A 23,165-nucleotide genomic window follows, 5' to 3' on the forward strand; every position below is an offset into this window, starting at 1 on the left:
TGAATTGACCCAGCATAGGAGATGGCGGCAAGCCGATAAATGGCCCAAAATGACAAACATTATTTAGTCAGGCTTCACAATGTCGCGAATTCCGCATGACGCGCTGCAGGCCTTCTGCGCGATCGCCCGCCACCGCAGCTTCACCCGCGCCGGCGCCGAACTGGGCGTCAGTGCCTCGGCCTTGAGCCAGAGCCTGCGCCATCTGGAAGAGGCGCTGGGCGTGCCGCTGCTGACCCGCACCACGCGGCAGGTGACGCCGACCGAGGCCGGCGAGGCGCTGCTGGCGCGGCTCTCACCGGCGCTGGACGAGATAGGCGCCCTGCTGGAGGAAACCCGACAGAGCCGCGGCCAGCCGGCCGGCCTGCTGCGCGTCACCTTGCCCCATACCGCCGCCCAACTGTTGTTCTATCCGGCGCTGGCCGACTTCACCACCCGCCATCCGAAGCTGCGGCTGGAACTGGACGTCAACAACAGCCTGGTCGACATCGTCGCCCAGCGCTTCGACGCCGGCATCCGCTTCGGCGAGGCGCTGCAGGCCGGCATGCAGGCGCTGCCGGTCAGCCGGCCGCTGCGCTTCGTCGTCGTCGCCGCACCCGACTATCTACGCCGCCGCGGCGCGCCGCGGCAGCCACAGAACCTGCTCGAGCACGACTGCCTCGGCTACCGCCTCGGCGGCGGCGGACAATACCGCTGGCAGTTCGCCGCCGATGGCCAGCCGCTGCAACTGGCCGTCGACGGTCCGCTGATCGCCAACGACAATATGGCGCTGCTGCATGCCGCGCTGGACGGCGTCGGCCTGGCCTATCTGGCCGAGCCGCTGGTCGCGCCCTGGATAGCCGACGGGCGGCTGGCCGTGGTGCTGGACGATCACATGCTGCCGGCCGAGGCGCTGTATCTGTACTACCCGCACCGACCGCGGCAAGCGGCCAAGCTCAGGGCGTTGATCGCCTTCCTGCGCGAGCGCGCCGGCCTGTCGCAGGCGTGAAAAACCCGCCGGACGGCGGGTCGGACGACACCAGCGGCGCGGACTCAGCGCGACTGCTGCGCCAGGCGCCAGGCGGCGTCCTGCTTGTGGTAGCCCAGCAGGTAGTAGGCGATGATCAGAAACACCAGCCAGCCGGGGCCGACGATCAGCGCAACGCGGGTGTCCGGAAAATAGGCCATCAGGCCGATCACCAGCGCCAGAAAACCCAGCGTCAGATAGGAACCGTACGGCCACAGCGGCATCCGGTGGCTGATGCCGGCCAATTCCTCGGCCGACAGCGAGCGGCGGAAGCGCAGCTGCGCCAACAGGATGATCAGCCAGGTCCACACCGCGCCGAAGGTGGAGATCGCCGTCAGCCAGGTGAACACCTCCTTCGGCGCCAGATAATTCAGCAGCACGCCGAACAGCAGCGCGGCGATGGACAGCAGCAGCGCCGGAACCGGCACACCGCTTTTCGATACCTTGGCGAACAGCGGCAGCGCCTGCTTCTGCTCGGCCAGATTGAACAGCATGCGGCCGGTGCTGTAGATGCCGCTATTGCACGAGGACAGCGCCGCGGTCAGCACGACGAAATTGATGATGCCGGCGGCGGCCGGAATGCCCAGGCTGTCGAAAGTCATCACGAAGGGGCTGCCGCGGGTGCCCAGCTCGTTCCACGGATAGATGGCCAGAATCACGAACAGCGCGCCGACGTAGAAGATCAGGATGCGCCAGAACACCGAGTCCACCGCGCGCGCCAGCGCCTTCTTCGGATTCTTCGCCTCGCCGGCGGTCAGGCCCAGCATTTCCACACCCAGATAGGCGAACATCACCATCTGCAGCGACATCAGGACGCCGGAGAAGCCGTTGGGCATGAAGCCGCCGTGCGCCCACAGATTGGAGATGCCGGTGGCGACGCCGTGATTGCCGAAGCCGAAGACTATCATCGCCAGGCCGCCGGCTATCATCAGCACGATGGTGACGATCTTGATCAGCGCGAACCAGAACTCGAACTCGCCGTAGGCCTTGACCGCGATCAGATTGACTCCGCCCATCGCCAGCATCGCCGCCAGCACCCAGTACCAGGACGGCACGTCGGGAAACCAGATGCCCATGTAGACGCCGACGGCGGTGATTTCCGCCATGCAGGTCACCAGCCACAGAAACCAGTAGTTCCAGCCGGTCAGATAGCCGGCCAGCGGCCCGAGGTAGTCTTGCGCGTAGCGGCTGAACGAGCCGGCCACCGGATTGTGTATCGCCATCTCGCCCAGCGCGCGCATGATCATGAAAATGGCGAGGCCGCCAAGGCCGTAGGCCAGCATGATGGCCGGACCGGCCATCTTGATCGCGGTGGCCGAGCCGAGGAACAGGCCGACGCCTATGGTCGCGCCCAGCGCCATCAGATTGATGTGCCTCTCCTCCAGCCCGCGGTGCAGCGTTTGCGGTTCTGCCTGCATGCCTTGCTCCTTTGTCTATTCGTTGGATGTCCGACTATTGCTTGTGCTTATGCGCCGGAACGACAAAGCATTTTACATAGGACGATAACGATATGACTATGGGAGCAATTTAATACCAATTAATTGTCAAATCCCAAGCAGGAAACTGCCAGGCGCGCGCGGGCAGACACGCCGCGAGATTCAGAACAGCTCGATATCGCCGCTGGGCATCTCGGCGTCCACCCGTCCGGCCACCGCCAGCCGCTGGTAGCCGCCGACCTGATTGCGGCCGTGGGACTTGACGAAGTACAGCGCACGATCGGCCCGGTCCAGCAGCTGCACCGGCAGCAACAGCGGATCGATCATCGTGTAGCCTATGCTGACCGTCACCGGCTCGCCATGGCTGAAGCCATGCTCGCACACCCTCAGCCGCAGCGCCTGCAGCCAGGCCTGCGCCGCCACCTCGGCGGTGCCCGGCAGCAATAGCGCGAACTCCTCGCCGCCGAAACGGTACAGCCCGTCCTGGGGCCTCAGACTCTGCCGCATCAATTGCGCCAGCTGACGCAGCACCGCGTCGCCGATCGCATGGCCGTGGCGATCGTTGATGGTCTTGAAGAAGTCGATGTCGAGCAAGGCCAGCACGCTGGGAACCGGATCGAGGCGCGACCGCTCCAGCAGCTGATAGATGCCCAGATCGAATTTGCGACGGTTATGGAGACCGGTCAGCCGGTCGCAGTCGGCCTCGGCCAGCAGGCCCAGATAGTTTTCATGGATGCGCGCCAGCGCGCGAAACTCGTCCAGCAACGGCGGCGTCGGCTCGGCTGCGGCGACGAACAGCAAGCCGGCGAGCTGCCCGCCGCAACACAGCGTCCGATACAGGCCGCCATCGGTATGCAGCACGCCGACGGCGCCCTGCCGCAGCCAGCCGGCCATCGCGCCTTCGGCCGGCCGCCAGCAAGCGTCCGTCGCTTCGACCACGCCGCCGTCGTCGTCGCGCCAGTGCAGCAGCAGCTCGAAGCCGTCGGCGCCGTGCCGGCAGTCATGCAGCTCGGCGCGGCCGAAAGCCGGGTTTTCCATCAATAGCTCGATCAGCCCGCGCGCCAGCTCGCGCTGCTCGCGCTGCGAGGTCAGCTCCACCACCCCCGACAGCCAGCGCAGCCGCTCCGGTTCCGCGCCGGCATCGACCGAGGCCGGCGCGCCGGACCGGTTGCCGGACGGCATCGCGGACACTGCTGGGCTGGGCATGCGGCGTCTCCGTGGCGTATGCGGATGTGCTGAGTATAGACAGCCGCCGGCCGCCGGGCCTCCGGCAAAACCCTGCCCGGCCCAAAGCGGCCGGCGCCGGGTTCGACGGTTCCTCAAGCCTGTTTGAGCTTCCTCACCTTGGCCGGCTTGGCCGCTTCCGCCTCCGGCTCGCGCTCCCAGGCCTCCCGGTACGGCCGGCCGTAGTAGCTGTCGAGCAGCAGCTGCTTCAATTCGCTGATCAGCGGGTAGCGCGGATTGGCGCCGGTGCACTGATCATCGAAGGCCGCCTCGGCCACTTCGTCCAGCTTGGCCAGGAAATCGGCCTCGACGACGCCGGCCGCCTGGATCGACGCCGGAATGCCCAGCGTCTTCTTCAGCTCGTCCACCCACTCGATCAGCTTCTCGACGCGTTGATGGTCGCGGCTGGCCTCCAGGCCCAGATGGCGGGCGATCTCGGCGTAGCGCGCCACGCTCTTCGGCCTGTCGTACTGGCTGAACGCGGTCTGCTTGGTCGGCACGTCGGCGGCGTTGTAGCGGATCACATTGCTGATCAGCAAGGCGTTGGCCAGGCCATGCGCCAGATCGAACTCGGCGCCTATCTTGTGCGCCATCGAGTGGCAGACGCCGAGGAAGGCGTTGGCGAAAGCGACGCCGGCGATGGTGGCCGCGTTATGCACCTGCTCGCGCGCCTTCGGGTCCTTGGCGCCGTTCAGATACGAGGACGGCAGGTATTCCTTCAGCAGCTTCAAGGCCTGCAGCGCCTGCGGATCGGAGTACTCGTTGGCCATCACCGACACATAGGCCTCCAGCGCGTGGGTGACGGCGTCGATGCCGCCGAAGGCGGTCAGCGACTTCGGCATGTCCATCACCAGATTGGCGTCGACGATGGCCATGTCCGGCGTCAGCTCGTAATCGGCGATCGGGTATTTGACGCCGGTCGCCTCGTCGGTCACCACGGCGAACGGCGTCACTTCGGAGCCGGTGCCGGAGGTGGTCGGCACCGCCACCATCATCGCCTTCTGCCCCAGCTTGGGGAAACGGTAGATGCGCTTGCGTATGTCCATGAAGCGCAGCGCCAGGTCGGCGAAATGCACTTCCGGATGTTCGTACATCACCCACATGATCTTGGCCGCGTCCATCGGCGAGCCGCCGCCTATCGCCATGATCACGTCCGGCTTGAAGGCGTGGGCCAGATCGGTGCCCTTGCGCACCACCGCCAGCGTCGGATCGGCCGGCACCTCGAAGAAGGTTTCCACCTCCAGGCCCATCTTCTTCAGCAGACGGATCGGCTCGTCGACGAAACCGTTGTCGAACAGATACTGGCCGGTGACGATCAGGCAGCGCTTCTTGCCGGCCAGGTCCTCCAGCGCCACCGGCAGGCAGCCGCGGCGGAAGTAAATGGACTTCGGCAGCTTGTGCCACAGCATGTTCTCTGCCCTCTTGGCGACGGTTTTCTTGTTGATCAGATGTTTGGGGCCGACGTTCTCGGAAATGGAGTTGCCGCCCCAGGAACCGCAGCCCAGCGTCAGCGACGGCGCCAGGCTGAAGTTGTACAGATCGCCGATGCCGCCCTGCGACGACGGCGTGTTGATCAGGATGCGGGCGGTCTTCATCTTGTCGCCGAAATAGCGGATGCGTTCCGCCTGCAGGTCCTGGTCGGTGTACAGCGCCGAGGTGTGGCCGATGCCGCCCATCGCTACCAGCGCGGCGGCCTTGTCACAGGCGTCGACGAAGTCCCTGGCGCGGTACATCGCCAGCGTCGGCGACAGCTTTTCGTGGGAGAAGGCCTCCTTGTCCGACACCTCGCTGACCTCGCCGATCAGCACCTTGGTGGTCGGCGGCACGTCTATGCCGGCCATCGCGGCGATCCTGGCGGCGCTCTGGCCGACGATGGCGGCGTTCAGGCTGCCGTCCCGCAGGATCACCTTGCGCACCGCCTCGACCTCGCCCCCCTGCAGGATGTAGCCGCCGTGCCTGGAGAAGCGGTCGCGCACCGCCTCGTAGATGGCGTCGACCACGATGACCGACTGCTCGGACGCGCAGACCACGCCGTTGTCGAAGGTCTTGGACATCAGGATGGACGCGACGGCGCGCTTGATGTCGGCGGTTTCGTCCACCACCGCCGGCGTGTTGCCGGCGCCGACGCCGATGGCGGGCTTGCCGGACGAATAGGCGGCCCTGACCATGCCGGGACCGCCGGTGGCCAGGATCAGATTGATGTCGGGATGGCGCATCAGCCGGTCGGACAGCGCCACCGAAGGCTCGTCTATCCAGCCTATGATGTCCTGCGGCGCGCCGGCGGCGACGGCCGCCTCCAACACCAGCCGCGCTGCCTCGCAGGTGGAACGGCGCGCGCGCGGGTGCGGCGAGAAGATGATGCCGTTGCGGGTCTTCAGCGAGATCAGCGCCTTGAAGATGGCGGTGGAGGTCGGATTGGTGGTCGGCACGATGCCGCACAGCACGCCTATCGGCTCGGCGATGGTGATGGTGCCGAAGGTGTCGTCCTCGGACAGCACGCCGCAGGTCTTTTCATCCTTGTACTTGTTGTAGATGTACTCCGACGCGAAGTGGTTCTTGATCACCTTGTCTTCCATCACGCCCATGCCGGTTTCGCCGACGGCCATGCGCGCCAGCGGAATGCGGGCGTCGGCGGCGGCCAGCGCCGCGCTGCGGAAGATGTGGTCCACCTGTTCCTGGGTGAATTGCGCGAACGCCGCCTGGGCCTTCTTCACGCGCGCCACCAGGGCGTCGAGTTCGAGTTCGTTGCTGACAGCCATATCATCTCTCCGGTATCGAAAGTTGTCGGGCGCGGACGGCGCCGTTGGATTCGCTGTAAGAGCCTGTTCAGGCGCTAAGAGCCTGTTCAGTTTCTAGTCGCGCCACTACATCCCGGTACCGGCGGCCGTGCCGCAAACATCAATCTCGATACAAAGAGGTCATGACTCGATTGATTCGAAGACATCATATTTCGCTTTGGCGAATCTGTTCTTGCGCGTCGCCAAACAATGCGCGGATCGCCAGCAAAAAGAGCGCCGGAAACGGCGCTCTGCGGGGGAAGGCGAACAACTGGGCCGTAGTCGCGGCGCTACTGCCCCATGAAGGCGTAGTGGAAATAACGGCCGCTGCGACTCAGTTCGCGGATGCGGACCGGATCGGTCTCGCCGTTGATATTGGTGATGACCAGCCGGCCGCGTCCCTGTTTCAGATCGTTGTTGAAGTCGTAGTAGCCGCCCAGCACCGCCAGCCGCCCGGCCTCCACCTCGCCGGAGAACTTGAGGATGGCGCCCTCGACCTGGTTGTTGATATTGATCAGCGCCCCATTGGTCGCGTCTATGCCCTTGGGTATCTCGATACTGTCCAACTCCCGCTGGATGGACGGCTCCATGCCGCTGTAGTCGCCTGCCGCGGCCCGGATCGCGCCGCAGCCGGTATGGCTGACGAACATCAGCAGCGGCGTGTGCAGGTGGCGGACGCCGTATTCGATCGAGCCTTCGGACGTGGCCAGCTGATTGCCCAGATTGCTGATGACGAACAGATCGGCGTCGGCGTCGGCGCCCTGCATGCCGACCCGGCCGCCCGGACTGGAGCAGGTCACCACCGTCGCCTTCGGCGCGGCGCGCTCGCCCAGCCGCAGCAGATAGCCCGGCGAATGCTTGGAAATGTAGGCGCTGTTGGCCTTGATGATGCTGCCGACCACATCCTTGACCTGGCCGGCCTCGCCGACGGCCTTGCCGGCCCGCGCCTTGGCGGTCTTGACCTTGGCCGCCTTGGGCCGGATGCGCTGCGCCGCCCGCGGACGGCCGCCCGGCGCGTGCACTTCGGGACTGGGCTGGCTCAGATCGCGCGCCGGCGGCTTGGACATCGGCACCGACGGCGCCAGCTTTTCCGGTTCCATTTTCGCCGGCTCGGCCTTCTTGCCCGCCTCGGCGGCCGGCTTGGCCGTTTCCGCGGCCTTGCCTTCCGGCTTGCCCTCGGCCGGCTTGCCTTCCGACTTTCCTTCCGGCTTGGCCACCGATTTGCCTTCTGGCTTGGCCGCCGGCGCCTCGCCGTGTTCGGCCGCCGGCGGCTTGTTGACCTTCAGCGGCAGCTTGATCACTTGCTGCACCTGGGCGTCGCCCGGCGCCTCGTCCGCCCAGACCGGCTGCAGGGCCAGCAGCAGCGGCACCATCATGCACGATCCGATTCGCCTAGCGTTCATGCGCGATTCCTCGATGTCATCAACAGTCATATCCGTTCTATTCTGCATCATCGACCATGACGGGGAAAGCCGCCAGCCGTCATCGCGTCCGCCGCTGGCTCAGCCACACCCCGGCGAACACCAGCACGCCGGCCAGGCCCTGCCAGGCCTCGAAGCGCTCGTTCAGCAGCAGCCAGGCCAGCAAGACGGTGAAGACCGGGATCAGATTATTGAAGGCGCCTGCCCGCGCCACCGGAATCCGCGACACCGCCCAGGTGTACAGGCCGTAGGCGCCCAGCGTGATCACCGCGCCCAAGTACAGCACCCACAGGCTGGGCGCCAGCAACAGGCTTTGCGGCCAATGTCCCCACGGCGTCAGCATCGCCAGCCCGAACCAGACGCTGCCGGCCAGCGCCTGGATGCCGGTGATCGCCAGCGGCGAATAGCGCGCCGACAGCCGCTTGGCGATCAGCACATAGCCGCAGGCGCACACCATGGCGCAGAACTCCAGCGCGTTGCCGAGCAGCGGATCGGGCGCGCCGGGACCGGCGCGGCTGTCCAGACTCAGCCAGATCACGCCGGCGAACGACAGCGTGATGCCCAGCCACACCTGGCGCGGATGGCGCTCGCCGAGAAAGAGGCTGGCGCCGACGGCCATCAGCATAGGCAGCGTGGCGGTGACCACGCCGGCCTGGGAGGCGCTGGTATGGGTCAGCGCATTGGCCTCGAACAGGAAATACAGACAGGGCTCGGCCAGTCCCATCGCCAGCAGCCAGCGCCAGTCGCCGCGCCGGTAGCGCCAGCGGATGCGGCCGCTCATCGCCAGCGGCAACAGGCACAGGCTGGCGATCAGCATGCGGGCGAACAGCACCGCCAGCGGATGGTAGAACTGGAATACGTATTTGAGCACGATGAAGGCGCTGGACCACAGGAACATGGCCAGCGTCAGGGCGAGGTAAGGCAAGATGTCTCCCGATGCGGTTGGCGGACCGTCTTTGCGGTCCTATGCGGCAGACATTGTTTCAGAAGAAGGCGGCGGCTGTCGAACTCCGCCTTGCGCAGACTATCCCAGTTGCCGCTCCAGTCCCATCCGGTCGGCCTGTATCCAGTATTCGACGATCTTGCCGTCCGCCACCCGGTAACAGGCGCTGTCTATCAGCGCCAGCGGCGCGCCGCTGGCCGGCACCCCGTCGATCTCGGCCAGATGGCGGCCGAACTGGGTCCAGCGCGCGTAAGCGCGGTCGCCGTCGACCAGCAACTCGTCCACCCGCAGCGTGAAATCGCCGAACAGGCGCCGGAACTCGCGCACATGCTCGGCATAGTTGGCCGGGCTGCGCGCCAGCGTTCGCGGATTCTCCGATTCCAGCTGGTGCGCGGCCACGCTGGCAGCCAGATAGCGCGCCGCCGCGTCCGGGTCCAGACCGGAGCGCACCTCGCGCAGAAAGCCCGACACCACCTTCCGGGTTTCGTCGCCGCTCATTTCCGCCCCTCCATCCGATTGCGGATGCGCGCCAGGATTTCCGTCTCGTCGCGGCACACATGGCGGGCATGCAGCGACATGCCCTGCCACCACCCGTCCCGCCAGGCGCGGGCCGCCTTCAGCAAATAGGCCATCTCGTCTCCATTGTTCAATCATTTATAATGTCATGATCATATATGGCCGCTTAACATTGAAAAAGCCCATGCGCCATGACACACTGTTCATGAAATGAGAACAAATCACCTACCCGATGCCCAGGCGCTGCTGGCCTTCGACGCGCTGGTCCGCTGCGGCAGCTTCACCGCCGCCGCCGCCAAGCTGGAATGCACCAAAAGCCGGGTCAGCCAGTTGGTCAAGGCGCTGGAAAAAGAGCTCGGCACCGTGCTGGTGCTGCGCAATACCCGCCGCGTGGCGCTGACCGAGACCGGCCAGCGGCTGGCGGCGCACGCGCGCGAGCTGCGCAGCCTGCTGGAACGCGCCCGCCTCGACATCAACGAGGCCGACGGCGAGGTCAGCGGACCGCTGGTGATCAGCTCCATCACCTCCTTCGCCCAGTATCTGCTGGCGCCGGTCCTGGCCGAACTGGCGGTGCTGCATCCCGGCCTGCAATTGAAGCTGCAGGTGGAGAACCGACTGCAGGATCCGATTGCCGAGGGCCTGGATTTCTGCATCCGCACCCGCAACGTCCACGACGACGCGCTGGTGGCCAAGCCGCTGGGCCTGGTCCGCGAATGGGCGTTCGCCTCGCCGGACTATCTGGCCAAGTCGCCGCCGCTGGAGGTGCCGGAGGATCTGTCGCGCCACCGCATCCTGCTGGACGTCAGCCGCGCCAAGTTGCGCGACACGCCGGAATGGCTGCTGGAAAAGGACGGCCAGCAAAAACAGATCCGCGTGCAGCCGGTGCTGTCCAGCCACCAGTACGCGCCGCTGCTGTCGGCGGCCATCGCCGGCAGCGGCATCGCGCTGCTGCCGGCCTACGTCGCCAGCGAGCACCTGAAAAGCGGCCGGCTGCTGCCGGTGCTGCCCGGCTGGAGCCACGACTGCTGGCCGGTCTACCTGGTCTATCCGTACCGGCACCCGCTGCCGCGCAAATACGAGGCCTTCATCCAGCACGTGGTGCCGCGGATGCGCGCGCTGCTGCAGGCCGGGATTGATCCAGGCCAAGGCGGCGGCGCGCCGGCCTTGCCAGAATGACGGCCATTTGAATCGGAATCGGCGGAGAGAAACCGGATGGAACATCGCGACATCGTCATCGTCGGCGGCGGCATGGTCGGCAGCGCGCTGGGCGCCGCGCTGGCCGGCAGCGGCCTGTCGGTCTGCGTGCTGGAAAGGGAGGCGCCCGCGCCGTTCGCGCCCGAGCAGGCGCCCGATCTGCGCGTCTCGGCGATCAGCCCGGCCTCGGCCGCCTTTCTGCAAACCATAGGCGCCTGGGACAAGGTATTGGCGATGCGCGCCGCGCCCTATCGCCGGATGCAGGTATGGGAAGGCGACGAGGCCACAGGCACCTTGTTCGACGCCGCCGAGGCCGGCGTGCCGGAACTGGGCCACATCGTGGAAAACCGCGTGGTGCAACTGGCCGCCACCGCGGCGCTGCGCGGCCACAGCGATATCGACTACCGCTGCCCGGCCGCGGTGGAAAGCCTGATCTACCGGCCCCAGGCCTCGCAGCTGACGCTGTCGGACGGCAGCCGGATCCAGGCCAGGCTGCTGATCGCCGCCGACGGCGCCCGCTCGCAGGTGCGCGACGCCGCCGGCATCGGCGTCACCGGCTGGGACTATCCGATGCACGCGCTGGCGCTGAGCTGCAAGATGGAGGGCGGCCAGCAGGACATCACCTGGCAACGCTTCACCCCTGACGGCCCGCAGGCCTTTCTGCCCTTGTGCGGCGACGCCGCCTCGCTGGTGTGGTACCACCGGCCGGAAGAGGTGAAGCGCTTGCTGACGCTGAGCGACGACGAGCTGATCGCCGCCGTCAGCCAGGCTTTTCCGCGCAAGCTGCCCGGCATCCGGGAACTGACGGCGCGCGGCAGCTTCGGCCTGACCCGCCGCCACGCCCAATACTATGTCAGGGACGGCGTGGCGCTGGCCGGCGACGCCGCCCACACCATCCATCCGTTGGCCGGCCAGGGCGTCAACCTCGGCTTCCAGGACGTCGCGCTGCTGGTCCGGACCATTCGCGACGCCGTCGCCGCCGGCGAAGACTGGGCGGGCATGAAAACGCTGTCCCGCTACCAGCGCGCGCGCAAGCCGGCCAATCTGGCGATGCAGACCGGCATGGACGCGTTCTGCTACGGCTTCTCCAACGACATCGCGCCGCTGCGCCTGCTCCGCGGCCTGGGCCTGAGGCTCGCCGACAAGGCCGGCCCGCTGAAGCGCGAGGCGATACGCTACGCACTGGGGCTGCGCGCCTGAACGCCTCCCCTTCATGCTAGGATCGGGGGACTTTCCCCCTTCCCGGCCTATTCATGAACACATTCCGCATTCGCGCCGCCATCGGCCTGCTGCAAGGGATCGCGCTTTACGCGCTGTACCGCGCCTCGGACCACGACGGCTGGCTGTCGCTCCATCCGCTGCTGTTCTCGCCGCTGCTGCTGGCCGCCGCGTTCCTGCCCTTGCTGTGCCAGACCGGACTGGGCGTGTTGCGCCCCGCCCGGCTGACGGCATGGCTGGCCGGGCTGGCCGTCGTCGTCGCCGCCATCGGCGCGCATGATCGCTGGCGCGTCGGACTGGAGCACGCCGCGCGCGCGGACCTGATGCCGGACGCGCTGACGGCCCTGGGCGTCGCCGCGCTGCTGTTCATCGCCTGGCCGCTGATCCTGGCCGGCGAAAGCGAACGGCGCTGGCGGGCGTCCTACCCCGCCTATTTCGACGTGGCCTGGAAGCTTGGCCTGCAACTGATGCTCTCCGGCCTGTTCGTCGGCGTGTTCTGGCTGATCCTTCAATTGGGCGCCGGGCTGTTCTCGCTGGTCGGCATAGACGGCCTGCGCCGGCTGATAGGCGAGGCCGAGTTCGCGATACCGGCCAGCACGCTCGCGCTGTCGGCCGGCCTGCATCTGAGCGATGTCCGCCCGGGCATCATCCAGGGACTGCGCTCGCTGTTGCTGACCCTGCTGTCCTGGCTGCTGCCGCTGCTGGTCCTGTTGATCGCCGCCTTTCTGTCGCTGCTGCCCTTCACCGGGCTGGACGGCCTGTGGAAGACCGGCCACGCCACCATGCTCTTGCTCGGCGCCAGCGGGCTGCTGATCTTTCTGCTGAACACCGCCTACCAGGATGGCGGCGAGGCGCACGGCCGCGTCATCTCGCTCAGCCTGCGCGTCGCCTGCCTGCTGCTCGCGCCGCTGCAAGCGCTGGCCGCCTACGCGCTGGCATTGCGCGTGGGCCAGTACGGCTGGTCGCCGGACCGGGTGTTCGCCGCCTGCTTCGTCATGCTCGGCGCCTGCTACGCCGCCGGCTACGGCTGGACGGTATTGCGGCGGCAGGCCGGGCTCTCCGGCGTCGCCTGCGCCAATATCGGCACCGCCTGGCTGTCGCTCGCCCTGCTGGCCGCCGTGCTGACGCCATTGGCCGACCCGGTGCGGATCTCGGTCTCCAGCCAATTGTCCCGGCTGCAGGCCGGCCGCGTGGCCCCCGCGCGCTTCGACTTCGATTTCCTGCGCTATCACGGGCTGCGCTATGGCCATGCCGCCCTGCTGCGGCTGAAGAACGATGCCGGCGCCGACGGCGCCATCCGCCGCAAGGCCGGCGACGCGCTCGGCGAGAACCGGCCCCAGCCCAAGCCTCCGGTCCAGGCGGTCCACCCGCGCGGCCTGACCGCGCTGCCGTCCGGTTTCCTGGCCCAGGACTGGAAGCAGATGTCCAAGCGCATGGCCGATCTGCCATCCTGCCTGCAGGACGGCCGCGAGGAATGCGACGCCTATGTCGGCGCTTACAGCGGCGCCGGCAAACAGGAAGTGCTGCTGGCGGAAAAGGGCGCTTCCCGTCTGTCGCTGTTCCAGCGGGACGCCCAGGGCCTGTGGACGCTCGCCGGCACCTACGACCTGCCCGCCGCATGCCCGGCGCCGCTTGACGCGTTGGCGGCCGGACACGCGCGTACCGCTCCGCCGCTGCTGCCCGACCTGGAAGCCGGCGGACTGCGGCTGCGGCCGCGCTACCCCTACGTTGCCCAGCCCTGCCCCGGCGCGGGCAAATGACGTCAATCCGGTGCCCGCCGGCGCAAGCCGCGCGGCGCCGGCGGGCACGCGAAAATGAGCGAAATCTGATCGTCAGAACGATTCGCTCCCATATAACATGGAGGGACAGGCGGCCGCCCAGCGGAGCCGGCCGCGCCACCCCCACCGCAATGGAGCCGCGCCATGTCCTTTACCGACGACCACGACCACGCCGCCTGCCAACACCCGCTTGATCGCGTCCGCCCGTTCGACGCCGCCGCCTTCGAACAGGCTGTCGCCGACATGCTGCGCGCCAGCGGCATCGCCATCGATCCGATCCACACCGGCAAGACCGCCCAACGCGTGCGCGAGCTGTGGCAGAAGCGGCTGCTGGACGGCTACGACACCTCGCCGGCCGACGCGCTGGGCTGCGGCTTCGCCGACCAGCGCCGCGACATGGTGGTGATACGCAGCCTGGCGGTGCACGGCATGTGTCCGCACCATCTGCTGCCGTTCCGCGGCGTCGCCCACGTCGCCTACCTGCCCGGCGGCCGCTTGCACGGCTTCGGCCGCATCGCGCGGATGGTGGACGCGATCAGCCACCGCTACACCTATCAGGAATGGATCACCGGCGAGATCGCCCGCACCCTGGTCGAACACGGCGAGGCGCGCGGCGCCGCCTGCCTGATCGAGGCGGAGCAGCTATGCCTGCTGATGGGGGAAAACCGCCGCGGCGACGAGCGCGTGATCACCCAGTGCTACGCCGGCGCCTTCGAAGCCGACGCCCAGGCCCGCAACGAGTTCCTGCGCGCGATAGAGCGCTAGTCCGCTATCGGCGTGCTATGTTGCTTGCAGGCGCGCCGCCGCCGCGGTGCGCATCGCCCGCGGAGCGCCGCCGATGTCGCCAGCCACCCTGTCGCTGCTTCTCCTGCTGTTCGCCCTGCCGCCCGCCGCCGGCGCCGAAACGATGTCGCGCGACCTCGGCGAGGAGGTGGTCCGCCTGCCGGTGACGCTGCCGGACGGCAGCCGCCACGCGCTGACCGTCACCGTGTTCCACCCCGATGAGGCCGGCCCGCACCCGCTGGCGCTGCTCAGCCACGGCCGCGCCACCAGCGCCGCCGCCCGCGCCGATCCGCCGCGCCAGCGGATGGAGACGGCGGCGCGCTATCTGGTGCGCAAGGGCTTCATCGTGCTGGTGCCGACCCGCGCCGGCTATGGCGCCGACGCCGGCGGCGCCGATCCCGAAGACTCCGGCCCGTGCCGGCGCAAGGACTACCCGGCCTCGCTGCGGGCCGCCGTCGCGCAGATTCTGGCGGCGCTGGACTACGGCCGGCGGCTGCCGGACGTCGACGGCCGGGCGCTGCTGATCGGCCAGTCGGTCGGCGGCATCGCCACCGTGGCCGCCGCCGCCGAGAACCCGCCCGGCGTGGTGACCGCGATCAATTTCGCCGGCGGCGCCGGCGGCGACCCCGACAGCCATCCGGGCGTGCCGTGCTCGCCGGCGCAATTACAGCAGCTGTACGCCGAGTTCGGCAGCCGCGGCCGGGTGCCGATGCTGTGGGTCTACACGCGGAACGACCGCTTTTTCGGCCAGGAATACTCGCAGGCCTGGGCCCGGGTCTACCGCGCCGCCGGCGCGCCGCTGGACTATCGGCTGCTGCCGGCCTTCGGCGACAACGGCCATCTGTTGTTCTCCCAGGGCGCCGACATCTGGATGCCGCTGCTGGAGGACTATCTGCGCGGCCTGGGCTTCGCCCGGCCCGGACTCGCCGGCCGGCCATCGCCCAGCGGCTACGCCGCGCTGGACGACGGCGAGCGCGTCCCCTATCTCAGCCGCGCCGACCGCCTAGGCGGCTACGGCCGCTTCCTCTCCAGCCCGCTGCCGCGCGCCTTCGCGATCAGCCCGAGCGGCCGCTGGGGCTACGCCTACGGCGGCGACGCGATAGATCGCGCGCTGGACTTCTGCCACAACGGCAATTCCAGCCCGTGCTCGCTGTACGCGGTGGACCGGGACGTGGTGTGGCCGGACGGCGCCGACGGGCGCTGAGGCGCCGGAAACGCAAAATGCCGCCCTGGGGCGGCATGTCGATGGGAACGGCGTCCGTCAGTCCAGCAGGCCGCCGGACTCGGACTTCGGCGAGCGGCTGAGCAGCTCGGCCACCACCCGCTGCGGATCGTGGCCCTGGTACAGCAGGCCGCATACCGCGGCGGTGATCGGCATGTCCACCTGCAGGCGCTCGGCCATCGTCAGCACTTCTCGCGCGGTGGCGACGCCCTCGGCCACATGGCCCAGCTCGTCCAGCACCTGCGGCAGCGGCTTGCCCTCGGCCAGCTTCAGGCCCACTTGGCGGTTGCGCGACAGCGCGCCGGTGCAGGTCAGGATCAGATCGCCCATGCCGGACAGGCCCATCATGGTCTGCGGGCTGGCGCCCAGCGCCATGCCCAGCCGGGAAATCTCGGCCAGGCCGCGGGTGATCAGCGCCGCCCGGGCGTTCAGGCCGAAGTCCAGGCCGTCGGCGACGCCGGTGGCGATCGCCATCACATTCTTCACCGCGCCGCCGACCTCGACGCCGACCAGATCGTCGTTGGCGTACAGCCGCAGCAGCGGGCTGTGCAACTCGCGGGCGACGTCGGCGGCGAACTCCGCGTCGGCGGAGGCGATCGCCACCGCCGCCGGCAAGCCCCGCGCCACCTCGCGGGCGAAGCTGGGGCCGGACAGGACGCCGCACGGATGGCCGGCCGGCAATTCCTCCTCCGCCACCTGGTGCGGCAGCAGGCTGGAGCCGGCCTCGAAACCCTTGCACGCCCACAGCAGCGGCGGCGGCGTCTCCAGGCTCGCCAGCGCCCTGAGCGTCGGTCTCAGGCCCGCCATCGGCGTGACGATCAACGCCAGTTCGGCGTCGGCGAGCGTCTCGTCGAGATCGGAAGACAGTTCCAGCCCGTCGGGAAACGGGCAATCGGGCAGATAGCGCGCATTGACGCGCGCCCCGTCCATCCGGCCGATCTGGGCCGCGTCGCGCGCCCACAGCGTCACCTGGTGGTGACGGGCAAAAGCTATCGCCAGCGCGGTGCCCCAGGCGCCGGCTCCCAGTATCGCCAGTTTCATGCGCGGTCCTTACAAGCCCCAGAGGTCGGTAATACGAGCATAGCCGACGCTGCCGTCGCGGTGGCGGACCTTGACCCAACCGTCCTGCGGCGGGGTCTGCATTTCCAGCACGCCGTCCTTCGGCACCGTGAACAGCAGCTTGCCGTCCTCGGCCGCCTTGTCTCGCACGCCGGCCTGCGGCGTCACCACCAGCAGCCAGCGCTGCCGCGACAGCGCCGCCGACGGAATCCAGGCGATGCCGCCGGTGGCGTCGCGCACGCGCGCCCATTCCTTCTGGCTTTGCAGCACTTCCACCGGGTAATAGCGGCTGACCACGAACAGCTTCTTCGCGGACAGCGCGGGCGCCTCGTACAGCGCGACGCCGGTTTCCTTCACCGAACGGAATTCCAGGGCCTGGGCGCATTGCGCGGCGCCCAGGGCCATGAGCAGCGTGATGACGAGGCGCTTCATGGTCATGCTCAAGCGTTGCCGGCTTCGGCCTGCTGCGCGCGCTGCTGCATGTACAGGGCTTCGAAGTTGATCGGCGCCAGCAGCACCGGCGGGAAGCCCGCGCGGTTCACCACGCTGGACACCGCTTCGCGGGCGTACGGGAACAGGATGTTCGGGCAGGCCACGCCGAGGATAGGGTCGAGGTCTTCGGCCGGCACGTTGCGGATCTGGAAGATGCCGGCTTGGGCCACTTCGCACAGGAACATGGTTTTTTCCGGCAGCTTGGCGGTCACGGTAACGGTCAGCGACACTTCGTAGAAGCCGTCGTCCAGCTGCTTGCCTTCGCTGGCCAGCTGCATGTCGATTTCCGGCTGGGCCTGCTCCAGGAACACCTGCGGCGCGTTCGGCACCTCCAGCGACATGTCCTTGACGTAGATTTTCTCGATGGAAAACGCCGGTTGCAGCTCTTGTTGTTCGCTCATGTTCTTTCTCGCATAAACACCGTCGTCATGACGGTCGAATTTTGTGGGTACGACGGCGGGCATCATCGCACGAAAGCCGGCGACGGCCAACCGGCTCAGTCCGCCAGCAGCGGGTCCAGCTTGCCGGCGTGGTTCAGCGCCGCCAGATCGTCGTAACCGCCGACGTGGGTCTCGCCGATGAAAATCTGCGGCACGGTGCGGCGGCCCGTCTGGGCCATCATCGTCTCGCGCGCGGCCGGGTCGAGATCGACGCGGACCTCCTCGATGCCGTCGACGCCCTTGCTGGCCAGCAGCTGCTTGGCGCGGATGCAGTACGGGCAGACCGCGGTGGTGTACATGGTGACCGGTTTCATGGTTCTCGCCTGAAAAATCGATTGCCGTCGATTATAGCGGGTTCGGCCGCCGAGGGCTTGCGCTGGATCGCATCGTCGCGGTGTTGAAGTCGCGCGCCAGATCGGCCACCACCGCGTCCAGCGCCGGGCCCATCTGCGCCGCCCGCGGGCTGTTGACGATGGCGACGATGGCGAGGCGCCGGCCGTCGGCCGCCAGCCAGTAGCCGGCCAGCGCCTTGACGTCGTTCAACGTGCCGGTCTTCAGCCTCAAGCGCGGTCCGAGATCGGCGAAGCGCTTTTTCAGCGTGCCGTCGACGCCGGCGATCGGCAGGCTGGACTCGAATTCGCCGGCGTACGGCCCGCGCGCCGCGTCCAGCAGCACCTGGCCCAGCAGCCTGGCCGTCACGCGCTCCCGCCGCGACAGGCCGGCGCCGTTCTCCAGCCGCAACGCGTCGACGTCGTCCATCCCCCGGTGCCGCAACTCCTCGCGCAGCGCGCGCTCGGCGGCGGCGGCGGTGTCCTCGCCGCCGGCCTCCCGGCCCAGCGTCAGGAACAGCGTGCGCGCCATGGTGTTGTTGCTGTACTTGTTGATGTCGGCCAGCGCCACCGCCAGCGGCTGAGACTCCCAGGCGGCCAGCTCGCGCGCGTCGTCCGGCGCGCGGCCGCGCTCGACGCGCGACGGGCCGCTGCCGCCGAGCGCCGCCCACATCGCGGCGAAGTCCTGTCCGGCGAATTCGTCGTGGTCCAGCACGTTGACGTAGGCGCGCCGGCCGTCGCAGGCCGGCGGCAGCTTGCCGTCGACGACGACATGGCGGCCGTCGTTGCGTATCGAGACGAAGGCGCGCACATCCGGGCACGGCACGTCCGGCCCCGGCGTCAGCGAGACGTTCAGCGTCACGCCGGCCAGCGGCGGGTCCAACGCGACGCGCGCGCCCCGGCCGTCGTTGAAAAAGCTCAGCCAGGCCACTTTCAGATTGGTCAGGTGGGTGTCCGGCCCGACAACGAAGGCGCGGCCGGCGTCGCCGTCGAAATCGTCGGCGCCGCCGATATTGCCGAAGGCCCGCTTGTCCAGCAGCAAGCGGCCGTCCAGCTTGCGGATGCCGCGCAGCCTGAGGCTGTACAGCAGGCTCAGCAGATTGCCGTCGTCGAAACGCGGATCGCCGCCGCCCAGCCAGTACAGATCGCCCTTCAGCGCGTCGCCGTCCAGCGGCGCGGCCGACAGCAGCGCCGTCTTCCAGCGATAGTCCGGCCCCAGCCGGTTCAGCGCCGCCCAGCCGGTCAACAGCTTCATCGTCGACGCGGGATTCACCGGCGCGTCGGCGCGGTGGCCGACCACCGGCCCGCCGCCGTCGACCGGCGCCGCCCACACGGCGATCTCGTCCGGCTTCAGGCCGTGCAGGTCCAGCGCCGACGCCGCGGCGGACAACAGCGCCAGGCCGCAGGCCGCGGCGATGGTGATGGTTTTTCTCATCTCACAATTCCTGGGGATCGACATCCAGCGACCAGCGCAGGCTGCGGCCGTGCGCGCGCGCCAGCGGATCGAGCAGCGCCGGCAGCGCGTCCAGCAGCCGGTGCAGCGCGGCGCGCTGCGAGGCCTCCAATACCAGCTGCGCGCGCTCGCGCTGGGCCAGCCTGGCCATCAAGGCCGGCGCCGGCCCGGAAATCAGCACGCCCTCGGCCAGCGGCTCCAGCGCCTCGCGCGCCTGACGCAGAAAGGCGGTGGCCTGGGCCAGTTCGGGGCTGTCGGCGCGCAGCAGCGCCTGGAAGGTGGTGGGCGGGAAACCAGCCTGGCCTCGCTCGGTCAGCAGCGCGGCCGCGTAGCCGTCGAAATCGTGGGCGACCAGCGCCTGGTACAGCGGATGATCCGGCCATTGCGTCTGCACCAGCACCTCGCCCGGCGCGTCGGCCCGGCCGGCGCGGCCGGCCACCTGCATCAGCTGGGCGAACAAGCGTTCCGACGCGCGAAAGTCGGCCGAGTACAGGCCGCCATCGGCGCCCAGCGCCGCCACCAGCGACAGCGTGCCGAAATCGTGGCCCTTGGCCAGCATCTGGGTGCCGACCAGGATGTCCACCTCGCCGGCGTGCACCTTGCGATAAACCTCGTCCCAGGCGTCCTTGCGGCTGGTGGTGTCGCGGTCTATCCGCAGCACCCTGGCCTCCGGCAACATCCGTTGCAGCGCCGACTCCAGCCGCTGCGTGCCCTCGCCCAAGGGCTTGATGTCCGGGTCGCCGCAATCCGGGCAGGCGCGCGGCACCGGCTCCTCCCAGCCGCAGTGGTGGCAGCGCAGCTTGCGCTCCATCAGGTGCACCACCAGCTTGGCCGAGCAATGCGGGCAGCCGCTCATCCAGCCGCAGGCGGTGCAGGCGACCACCGGCGCGAAGCCGCGGCGGTTGATGAAGACCAGACTCATTTCCTGGCGCGCCAGCCTCTGCTTCAGCGCCTCCAGCACCGGCTCGGCCAGGCCTTCGGCCAGTTTCTGCCGGCGGGTGTCGACCAGCCTGACGTCGGGCAGCCTGGCCGCGCCATGGGCGCGCCGGGTCAATGCCAGCTTCTTGTAGCGGCCGGCCTCGACATTGGCCACCGTCTCCAGGCTGGGCGTCGCCGAACCGAGCACGATGGCGACGCCGGCGCGACGCGCGCGCCATACCGCCAGGTCGCGCGCGTGGTAGCGCAGACCGTCCTGCTGCTTGAACGAGCCGTCGTGCTCCTCGTCGACGACGATCAGCCCCAGCCGCGGCAGCGGCGTGAACACCGATAGCCGGGTGCCTATCACCACGTCGGCGTCGCCATGCCAGGCGTCCAGCCAGCCGTGCATCCGTTCGCCGTCGGCCAGATGGCTGTGCTGCACGACGATGCGGCTGCTGGGAAAGCGCTTGGCGAAGCGGTCTATCAGCTGCGGCGTCAGATTGATTTCCGGCACCAGCACCAGCGTCTGGCGGCGCGCCGTCAGTTGCTCGGCGATCAGGCGCAGATAGACCTCGGTCTTGCCGCTGCCGGTGACCCCGTGCAGCAGCCAGGGCTGGAAGCCCGAGCCGGCCCGCAGCGCGTCCAGCGCCGCCTGCTGCTCGTCGTTCAGCGCCGGCCCCTCGCCCAGTTGTAGCGGCGCCGGCTCCGGCGTCGCGCGCTCGGCCTTGCCCTCGGCCAGCCAGTCGGCCAGCAGCTTGCCGGCCTGCGGCGTCACCGCCCGGGCCTGCTCCGACGTCAGCGGGCCGTCCTGCATCGCCTGCCACAGCGCCAGCCGCGCGCGCTGCCGCGGCGGCGGCGGATCGCCAAGACCGGCGGCGGTCAACGCGAATGGCCGGCGGTCGGGCCGGCGCACGTCGCGCGGCTCGCGCAGCGCGGTCGGCAAGGCGGTGAACAAGGTCTGGCCCAGCGGATGGTGGTAGTAGGCGGCGGCGAAGCGCGCGAGTTCGAGGAATTCGCCCGGCAACGGCGGCAGGCCGTCGAGCACGCTTTCTATGCACCTCAGGCGGGAGGCGTCCGGCGCGCCCACACCCTCCCCCGGTATCGGCGTGACAACTACGCCACACAGGCGGCGATTGCCGAAAGGCACGCAGACGCGCGCGCCTATCATGACAGACGATTCAGTCAGGTAACTGAACGTTCCGGCCAGCGGCACATCGACCGCCACCTGGACCGGCCCGGACCCATCGATACTCATGCTTCCCCCAGGCAAACCCTGTTGCGACAAGGCTTTGCATCTGCTGTGCACAGATCTTGTGGATAACTTTGTGAACAACCACGGTGATAGCGAGCAAAAAGCCGTGAAATCAGTGTTTCCGTTGGATTGCACAAAAATTAATCAAACGTAAAAGTCTTTTATTTTCAAAGACTTAAAAAAGTATTGTTTTTTTAGCCACCGCGCTTGACAACTAAAAGCGCAAGGACTAGGCAGTGTGCATAACTTGCCGGACCACCAGCCCGCCCAACTGTCAACCGTCATTTTCCTAGCGCGGAATATCTGTTGCAGCCAATGACACAGCGCCCGGCTGGCGGGCGGCAATACCCCGCCGCCCCCAACGTGGCCAATGTCGTGAAAGTTTAATAAATCCTTAAAAACCCAGCCGTTTTTTTGATAGCGTCCGCGCAAATGGAGGCAGGCGTCGTTTCGGCCGGCGCCGGAAACAGACCGGCGCCGCGGCCCAGGCACCACGATGGTGCGGCCGCCCAGGCGCCCGCACCATCGCCATTCGCCGGGCCGTTAAATGCGGATGTCAATGATAGCCGCGCGACAGCCTGTGCACCGCTTCCACCAGCGCGCCGGCATGGGCCGGATCGGCGAATTGCGAGATGCCGTGGCCCAGATTGAACACATGGCCGCTGCCCTGGCCGTAGCTTTGCAGGATTCGGGCGACCTCGCGCTCGATCGCGGCCGGTTCGGCGAACAGCGCGTTCGGATCGAAATTGCCCTGCAACGCCACCTGCTCGCCGACGCGGGCGCGCGCCCGGCCGATGTCGGTGGTCCAATCGAGGCCGACGCAGTCGGCGCCGATCGCGGCGATGTCCTCCAGCCACTGGCCGCCGCCCTTGGTGAACACGATCACCGGCACCCTGCGGCCGTCGGCCTCGCGCTTCAGGCCGGCGACGATGCGCTGCATGTAGGCGAGCGAGAATTCCCGGTAGGCCGCGTGGCTGAGCGCGCCGCCCCAGGTGTCGAAAATCTGCACCGCCTGCGCGCCGGCGTCTATCTGCGCGTTCAGATAGGCGATCACCGAGCGGGTATTGGCCTCCAGAATGTGGTGCAGCAGCTCGGGCCGGCTGTACAGCATCGCCTTGACGTGGCGGAAGTCGTCGGAGCCGCCGCCCTCCACCATATAGCAGGCCAGCGTGAACGGGCTGCCGGAGAAGCCGATCAGCGGCACCCGGCCGTCCAGCGCCTTGCGGATGCTGGCTACCGCGTCGAACACGTATCGCAGCTTGTCCATGTCGGCGGGCTCGAGCGCGCGGATCGCCGCCTCGTCGCGCAGCGGGCGCTGGAATTTCGGCCCCTCGCCCTCGGCGAAGTACAGGCCCAGGCCCATCGCGTCCGGCACCGTCAGGATGTCGGAAAACAGGATGGCCGCGTCCAGCGGAAAGCGCTCCAGCGGCTGCAGCGTCACCTCGGTGGCGTAATCCGGGCTGGTGCACAGGCCCATGAAGCTGCCGGCGCGCGCGCGGGTGGCGCGGTATTCCGGCAGATAGCGGCCGGCCTGGCGCATCATCCAGATCGGGGTGTATTCGACCGGCTCCTTCAACAGAGCCCGCAGGAAGGTATCGTTTTTCAGCTGGGTCATGACGTCACGCGGCTATGGAAATCGGCGGCCATTATATCGCAGCCAACCCTGTCGCCGGCGCGGATAAGCGAAAACGGCCGGAAAACCCGGCC

20 protein-coding genes are annotated in these 23,165 nt (G+C 68.2%); 6 read left to right on the plus strand and 14 right to left on the minus strand.

Annotated features, from left to right (window positions below):
• Positions 1-79 precede the first annotated feature (79 nt).
• The gene (locus CXB49_RS16460; protein WP_101709407.1) at positions 80-985 is read left to right on the plus strand and encodes a LysR family transcriptional regulator; all 906 of its coding nucleotides are present in this window, start codon (positions 80-82) and stop codon (positions 983-985) included.
• A 44-nt stretch (positions 986-1,029) separates the two neighbouring features.
• On the opposite strand, the gene CXB49_RS16465 is transcribed toward CXB49_RS16460, so the two are convergent.
• The 7 genes from CXB49_RS16465 to CXB49_RS23670 form a co-directional block, all read right to left on the minus strand.
• Positions 1,030-2,421, minus strand: a complete 1,392-nt coding sequence (locus CXB49_RS16465) for an amino acid permease (protein ID WP_101709408.1) — start codon at positions 2,419-2,421, stop codon at positions 1,030-1,032.
• A gap of 180 nt (positions 2,422-2,601) precedes the next feature.
• Positions 2,602-3,645: a GGDEF domain-containing protein gene (locus tag CXB49_RS16470; protein ID WP_101709409.1), complete on the minus strand. Its 1,044-nt coding sequence runs from the start codon at positions 3,643-3,645 to the stop codon at positions 2,602-2,604.
• 113 nt (positions 3,646-3,758) lie between these two features.
• A complete protein-coding gene (gene adhE, locus CXB49_RS16475; protein WP_101709410.1) occupies positions 3,759-6,422 on the minus strand; it encodes a bifunctional acetaldehyde-CoA/alcohol dehydrogenase in 2,664 nt (887 codons plus the stop codon).
• 308 nt (positions 6,423-6,730) lie between these two features.
• Positions 6,731-7,843, minus strand: a complete 1,113-nt coding sequence (locus CXB49_RS16480; protein WP_233492834.1) for a carbonic anhydrase — start codon at positions 7,841-7,843, stop codon at positions 6,731-6,733.
• 79 nt (positions 7,844-7,922) lie between these two features.
• Positions 7,923-8,786, minus strand: coding sequence for a DMT family transporter (locus tag CXB49_RS16485; protein WP_233492835.1), 864 nt, complete (start codon positions 8,784-8,786; stop codon positions 7,923-7,925).
• A 99-nt stretch (positions 8,787-8,885) separates the two neighbouring features.
• Positions 8,886-9,302, minus strand: coding sequence for an ester cyclase (locus CXB49_RS16490; protein ID WP_101709412.1), 417 nt, complete (start codon positions 9,300-9,302; stop codon positions 8,886-8,888).
• Positions 9,299-9,436, minus strand: a complete 138-nt coding sequence (locus tag CXB49_RS23670) for a hypothetical protein (protein ID WP_158300917.1) — start codon at positions 9,434-9,436, stop codon at positions 9,299-9,301. The genes CXB49_RS16490 and CXB49_RS23670 overlap by 4 nt, the downstream gene beginning before the upstream one ends.
• A gap of 94 nt (positions 9,437-9,530) precedes the next feature.
• Between CXB49_RS23670 and CXB49_RS16495 the strand changes: the two genes are divergently transcribed.
• The 5 genes from CXB49_RS16495 to CXB49_RS16515 all read left to right on the plus strand — a co-directional run bounded on the left by CXB49_RS16495 (position 9,531) and on the right by CXB49_RS16515 (position 15,497).
• Positions 9,531-10,496 carry a LysR family transcriptional regulator gene (locus tag CXB49_RS16495; RefSeq protein WP_101709413.1) on the plus strand — a complete coding sequence of 322 codons (966 nt, stop codon included), beginning with the start codon at positions 9,531-9,533 and terminating at the stop codon, positions 10,494-10,496.
• 36 nt (positions 10,497-10,532) lie between these two features.
• Complete coding sequence (locus tag CXB49_RS16500) at positions 10,533-11,714, plus strand: FAD-dependent monooxygenase (RefSeq protein ID WP_101709414.1); 1,182 nt, start codon at positions 10,533-10,535, stop codon at positions 11,712-11,714.
• 53 nt (positions 11,715-11,767) lie between these two features.
• On the plus strand, positions 11,768-13,492 hold the full coding sequence (locus CXB49_RS16505; protein ID WP_101709415.1) for a DUF4153 domain-containing protein: 1,725 nt from the start codon (positions 11,768-11,770) through the stop codon (positions 13,490-13,492).
• 162 nt (positions 13,493-13,654) lie between these two features.
• Positions 13,655-14,275: a GTP cyclohydrolase I FolE gene (gene folE / locus CXB49_RS16510; RefSeq protein WP_101709416.1), complete on the plus strand. Its 621-nt coding sequence runs from the start codon at positions 13,655-13,657 to the stop codon at positions 14,273-14,275.
• 73 nt (positions 14,276-14,348) lie between these two features.
• Positions 14,349-15,497 (plus strand): dienelactone hydrolase family protein, encoded by a 1,149-nt coding sequence (locus CXB49_RS16515; protein WP_199406705.1) that lies wholly within the window; start codon positions 14,349-14,351, stop codon positions 15,495-15,497.
• Positions 15,498-15,554: 57 nt separating this feature from the next.
• Here the strand turns inward: CXB49_RS16515 and CXB49_RS16520 are convergent, their stop codons facing one another.
• The 7 genes from CXB49_RS16520 to hemE form a co-directional block, all read right to left on the minus strand.
• Complete coding sequence (locus CXB49_RS16520) at positions 15,555-16,556, minus strand: NAD(P)H-dependent glycerol-3-phosphate dehydrogenase (protein WP_101709417.1); 1,002 nt, start codon at positions 16,554-16,556, stop codon at positions 15,555-15,557.
• 9 nt (positions 16,557-16,565) lie between these two features.
• Positions 16,566-17,006 (minus strand): SH3 domain-containing protein, encoded by a 441-nt coding sequence (locus tag CXB49_RS16525; RefSeq protein WP_101710741.1) that lies wholly within the window; start codon positions 17,004-17,006, stop codon positions 16,566-16,568.
• An 8-nt stretch (positions 17,007-17,014) separates the two neighbouring features.
• Positions 17,015-17,467: a protein-export chaperone SecB gene (secB, locus tag CXB49_RS16530; protein ID WP_101709418.1), complete on the minus strand. Its 453-nt coding sequence runs from the start codon at positions 17,465-17,467 to the stop codon at positions 17,015-17,017.
• A gap of 95 nt (positions 17,468-17,562) precedes the next feature.
• Positions 17,563-17,820 (minus strand): glutaredoxin 3, encoded by a 258-nt coding sequence (grxC, locus tag CXB49_RS16535; RefSeq protein WP_101709419.1) that lies wholly within the window; start codon positions 17,818-17,820, stop codon positions 17,563-17,565.
• A 31-nt stretch (positions 17,821-17,851) separates the two neighbouring features.
• A complete protein-coding gene (gene dacB / locus CXB49_RS16540; protein WP_101709420.1) occupies positions 17,852-19,270 on the minus strand; it encodes a D-alanyl-D-alanine carboxypeptidase/D-alanyl-D-alanine-endopeptidase in 1,419 nt (472 codons plus the stop codon).
• Between the two features lies 1 nt (position 19,271).
• Positions 19,272-21,461 carry a primosomal protein N' gene (locus tag CXB49_RS16545; RefSeq protein WP_101709421.1) on the minus strand — a complete coding sequence of 730 codons (2,190 nt, stop codon included), beginning with the start codon at positions 21,459-21,461 and terminating at the stop codon, positions 19,272-19,274.
• Between the two features lie 553 nt (positions 21,462-22,014).
• A complete protein-coding gene (gene hemE / locus CXB49_RS16550) occupies positions 22,015-23,073 on the minus strand; it encodes a uroporphyrinogen decarboxylase (protein WP_101709422.1) in 1,059 nt (352 codons plus the stop codon).
• Positions 23,074-23,165 lie beyond the last annotated feature (92 nt).

Origin of the sequence: Chromobacterium sp. ATCC 53434 (genome assembly GCF_002848345.1) — a bacterium.
Taxonomy (GTDB): domain Bacteria; phylum Pseudomonadota; class Gammaproteobacteria; order Burkholderiales; family Chromobacteriaceae; genus Chromobacterium.

What these genes read in the sequence shown, in the direction of transcription:
- CXB49_RS16480 (WP_233492834.1), bottom strand. Translation starts at nt 7,843, where the DNA reads ATGAACGCTAGGCGAATCGGATCGTGCATGATGGTGCCGCTGCTGCTG.
- CXB49_RS16470 (WP_101709409.1), bottom strand. Translation starts at nt 3,645, where the DNA reads ATGCCCAGCCCAGCAGTGTCCGCGATGCCGTCCGGCAACCGGTCCGGC.
- CXB49_RS16545 (WP_101709421.1), bottom strand. Translation starts at nt 21,461, where the DNA reads ATGAGTATCGATGGGTCCGGGCCGGTCCAGGTGGCGGTCGATGTGCCG.
- CXB49_RS16505 (WP_101709415.1), top strand. Translation starts at nt 11,768, where the DNA reads ATGAACACATTCCGCATTCGCGCCGCCATCGGCCTGCTGCAAGGGATC.
- adhE (WP_101709410.1), bottom strand. Translation starts at nt 6,422, where the DNA reads ATGGCTGTCAGCAACGAACTCGAACTCGACGCCCTGGTGGCGCGCGTG.
- CXB49_RS16465 (WP_101709408.1), bottom strand. Translation starts at nt 2,421, where the DNA reads ATGCAGGCAGAACCGCAAACGCTGCACCGCGGGCTGGAGGAGAGGCAC.
- CXB49_RS16515 (WP_199406705.1), top strand. Translation starts at nt 14,349, where the DNA reads ATGTCGCCAGCCACCCTGTCGCTGCTTCTCCTGCTGTTCGCCCTGCCG.
- folE (WP_101709416.1), top strand. Translation starts at nt 13,655, where the DNA reads ATGTCCTTTACCGACGACCACGACCACGCCGCCTGCCAACACCCGCTT.
- CXB49_RS16495 (WP_101709413.1), top strand. Translation starts at nt 9,531, where the DNA reads ATGAGAACAAATCACCTACCCGATGCCCAGGCGCTGCTGGCCTTCGAC.
- CXB49_RS16525 (WP_101710741.1), bottom strand. Translation starts at nt 17,006, where the DNA reads ATGAAGCGCCTCGTCATCACGCTGCTCATGGCCCTGGGCGCCGCGCAA.
- dacB (WP_101709420.1), bottom strand. Translation starts at nt 19,270, where the DNA reads ATGAGAAAAACCATCACCATCGCCGCGGCCTGCGGCCTGGCGCTGTTG.
- CXB49_RS16500 (WP_101709414.1), top strand. Translation starts at nt 10,533, where the DNA reads ATGGAACATCGCGACATCGTCATCGTCGGCGGCGGCATGGTCGGCAGC.
- secB (WP_101709418.1), bottom strand. Translation starts at nt 17,467, where the DNA reads ATGAGCGAACAACAAGAGCTGCAACCGGCGTTTTCCATCGAGAAAATC.
- CXB49_RS16490 (WP_101709412.1), bottom strand. Translation starts at nt 9,302, where the DNA reads ATGAGCGGCGACGAAACCCGGAAGGTGGTGTCGGGCTTTCTGCGCGAG.
- CXB49_RS16520 (WP_101709417.1), bottom strand. Translation starts at nt 16,556, where the DNA reads ATGAAACTGGCGATACTGGGAGCCGGCGCCTGGGGCACCGCGCTGGCG.
- CXB49_RS23670 (WP_158300917.1), bottom strand. Translation starts at nt 9,436, where the DNA reads ATGGCCTATTTGCTGAAGGCGGCCCGCGCCTGGCGGGACGGGTGGTGG.
- grxC (WP_101709419.1), bottom strand. Translation starts at nt 17,820, where the DNA reads ATGAAACCGGTCACCATGTACACCACCGCGGTCTGCCCGTACTGCATC.
- hemE (WP_101709422.1), bottom strand. Translation starts at nt 23,073, where the DNA reads ATGACCCAGCTGAAAAACGATACCTTCCTGCGGGCTCTGTTGAAGGAG.
- CXB49_RS16460 (WP_101709407.1), top strand. Translation starts at nt 80, where the DNA reads ATGTCGCGAATTCCGCATGACGCGCTGCAGGCCTTCTGCGCGATCGCC.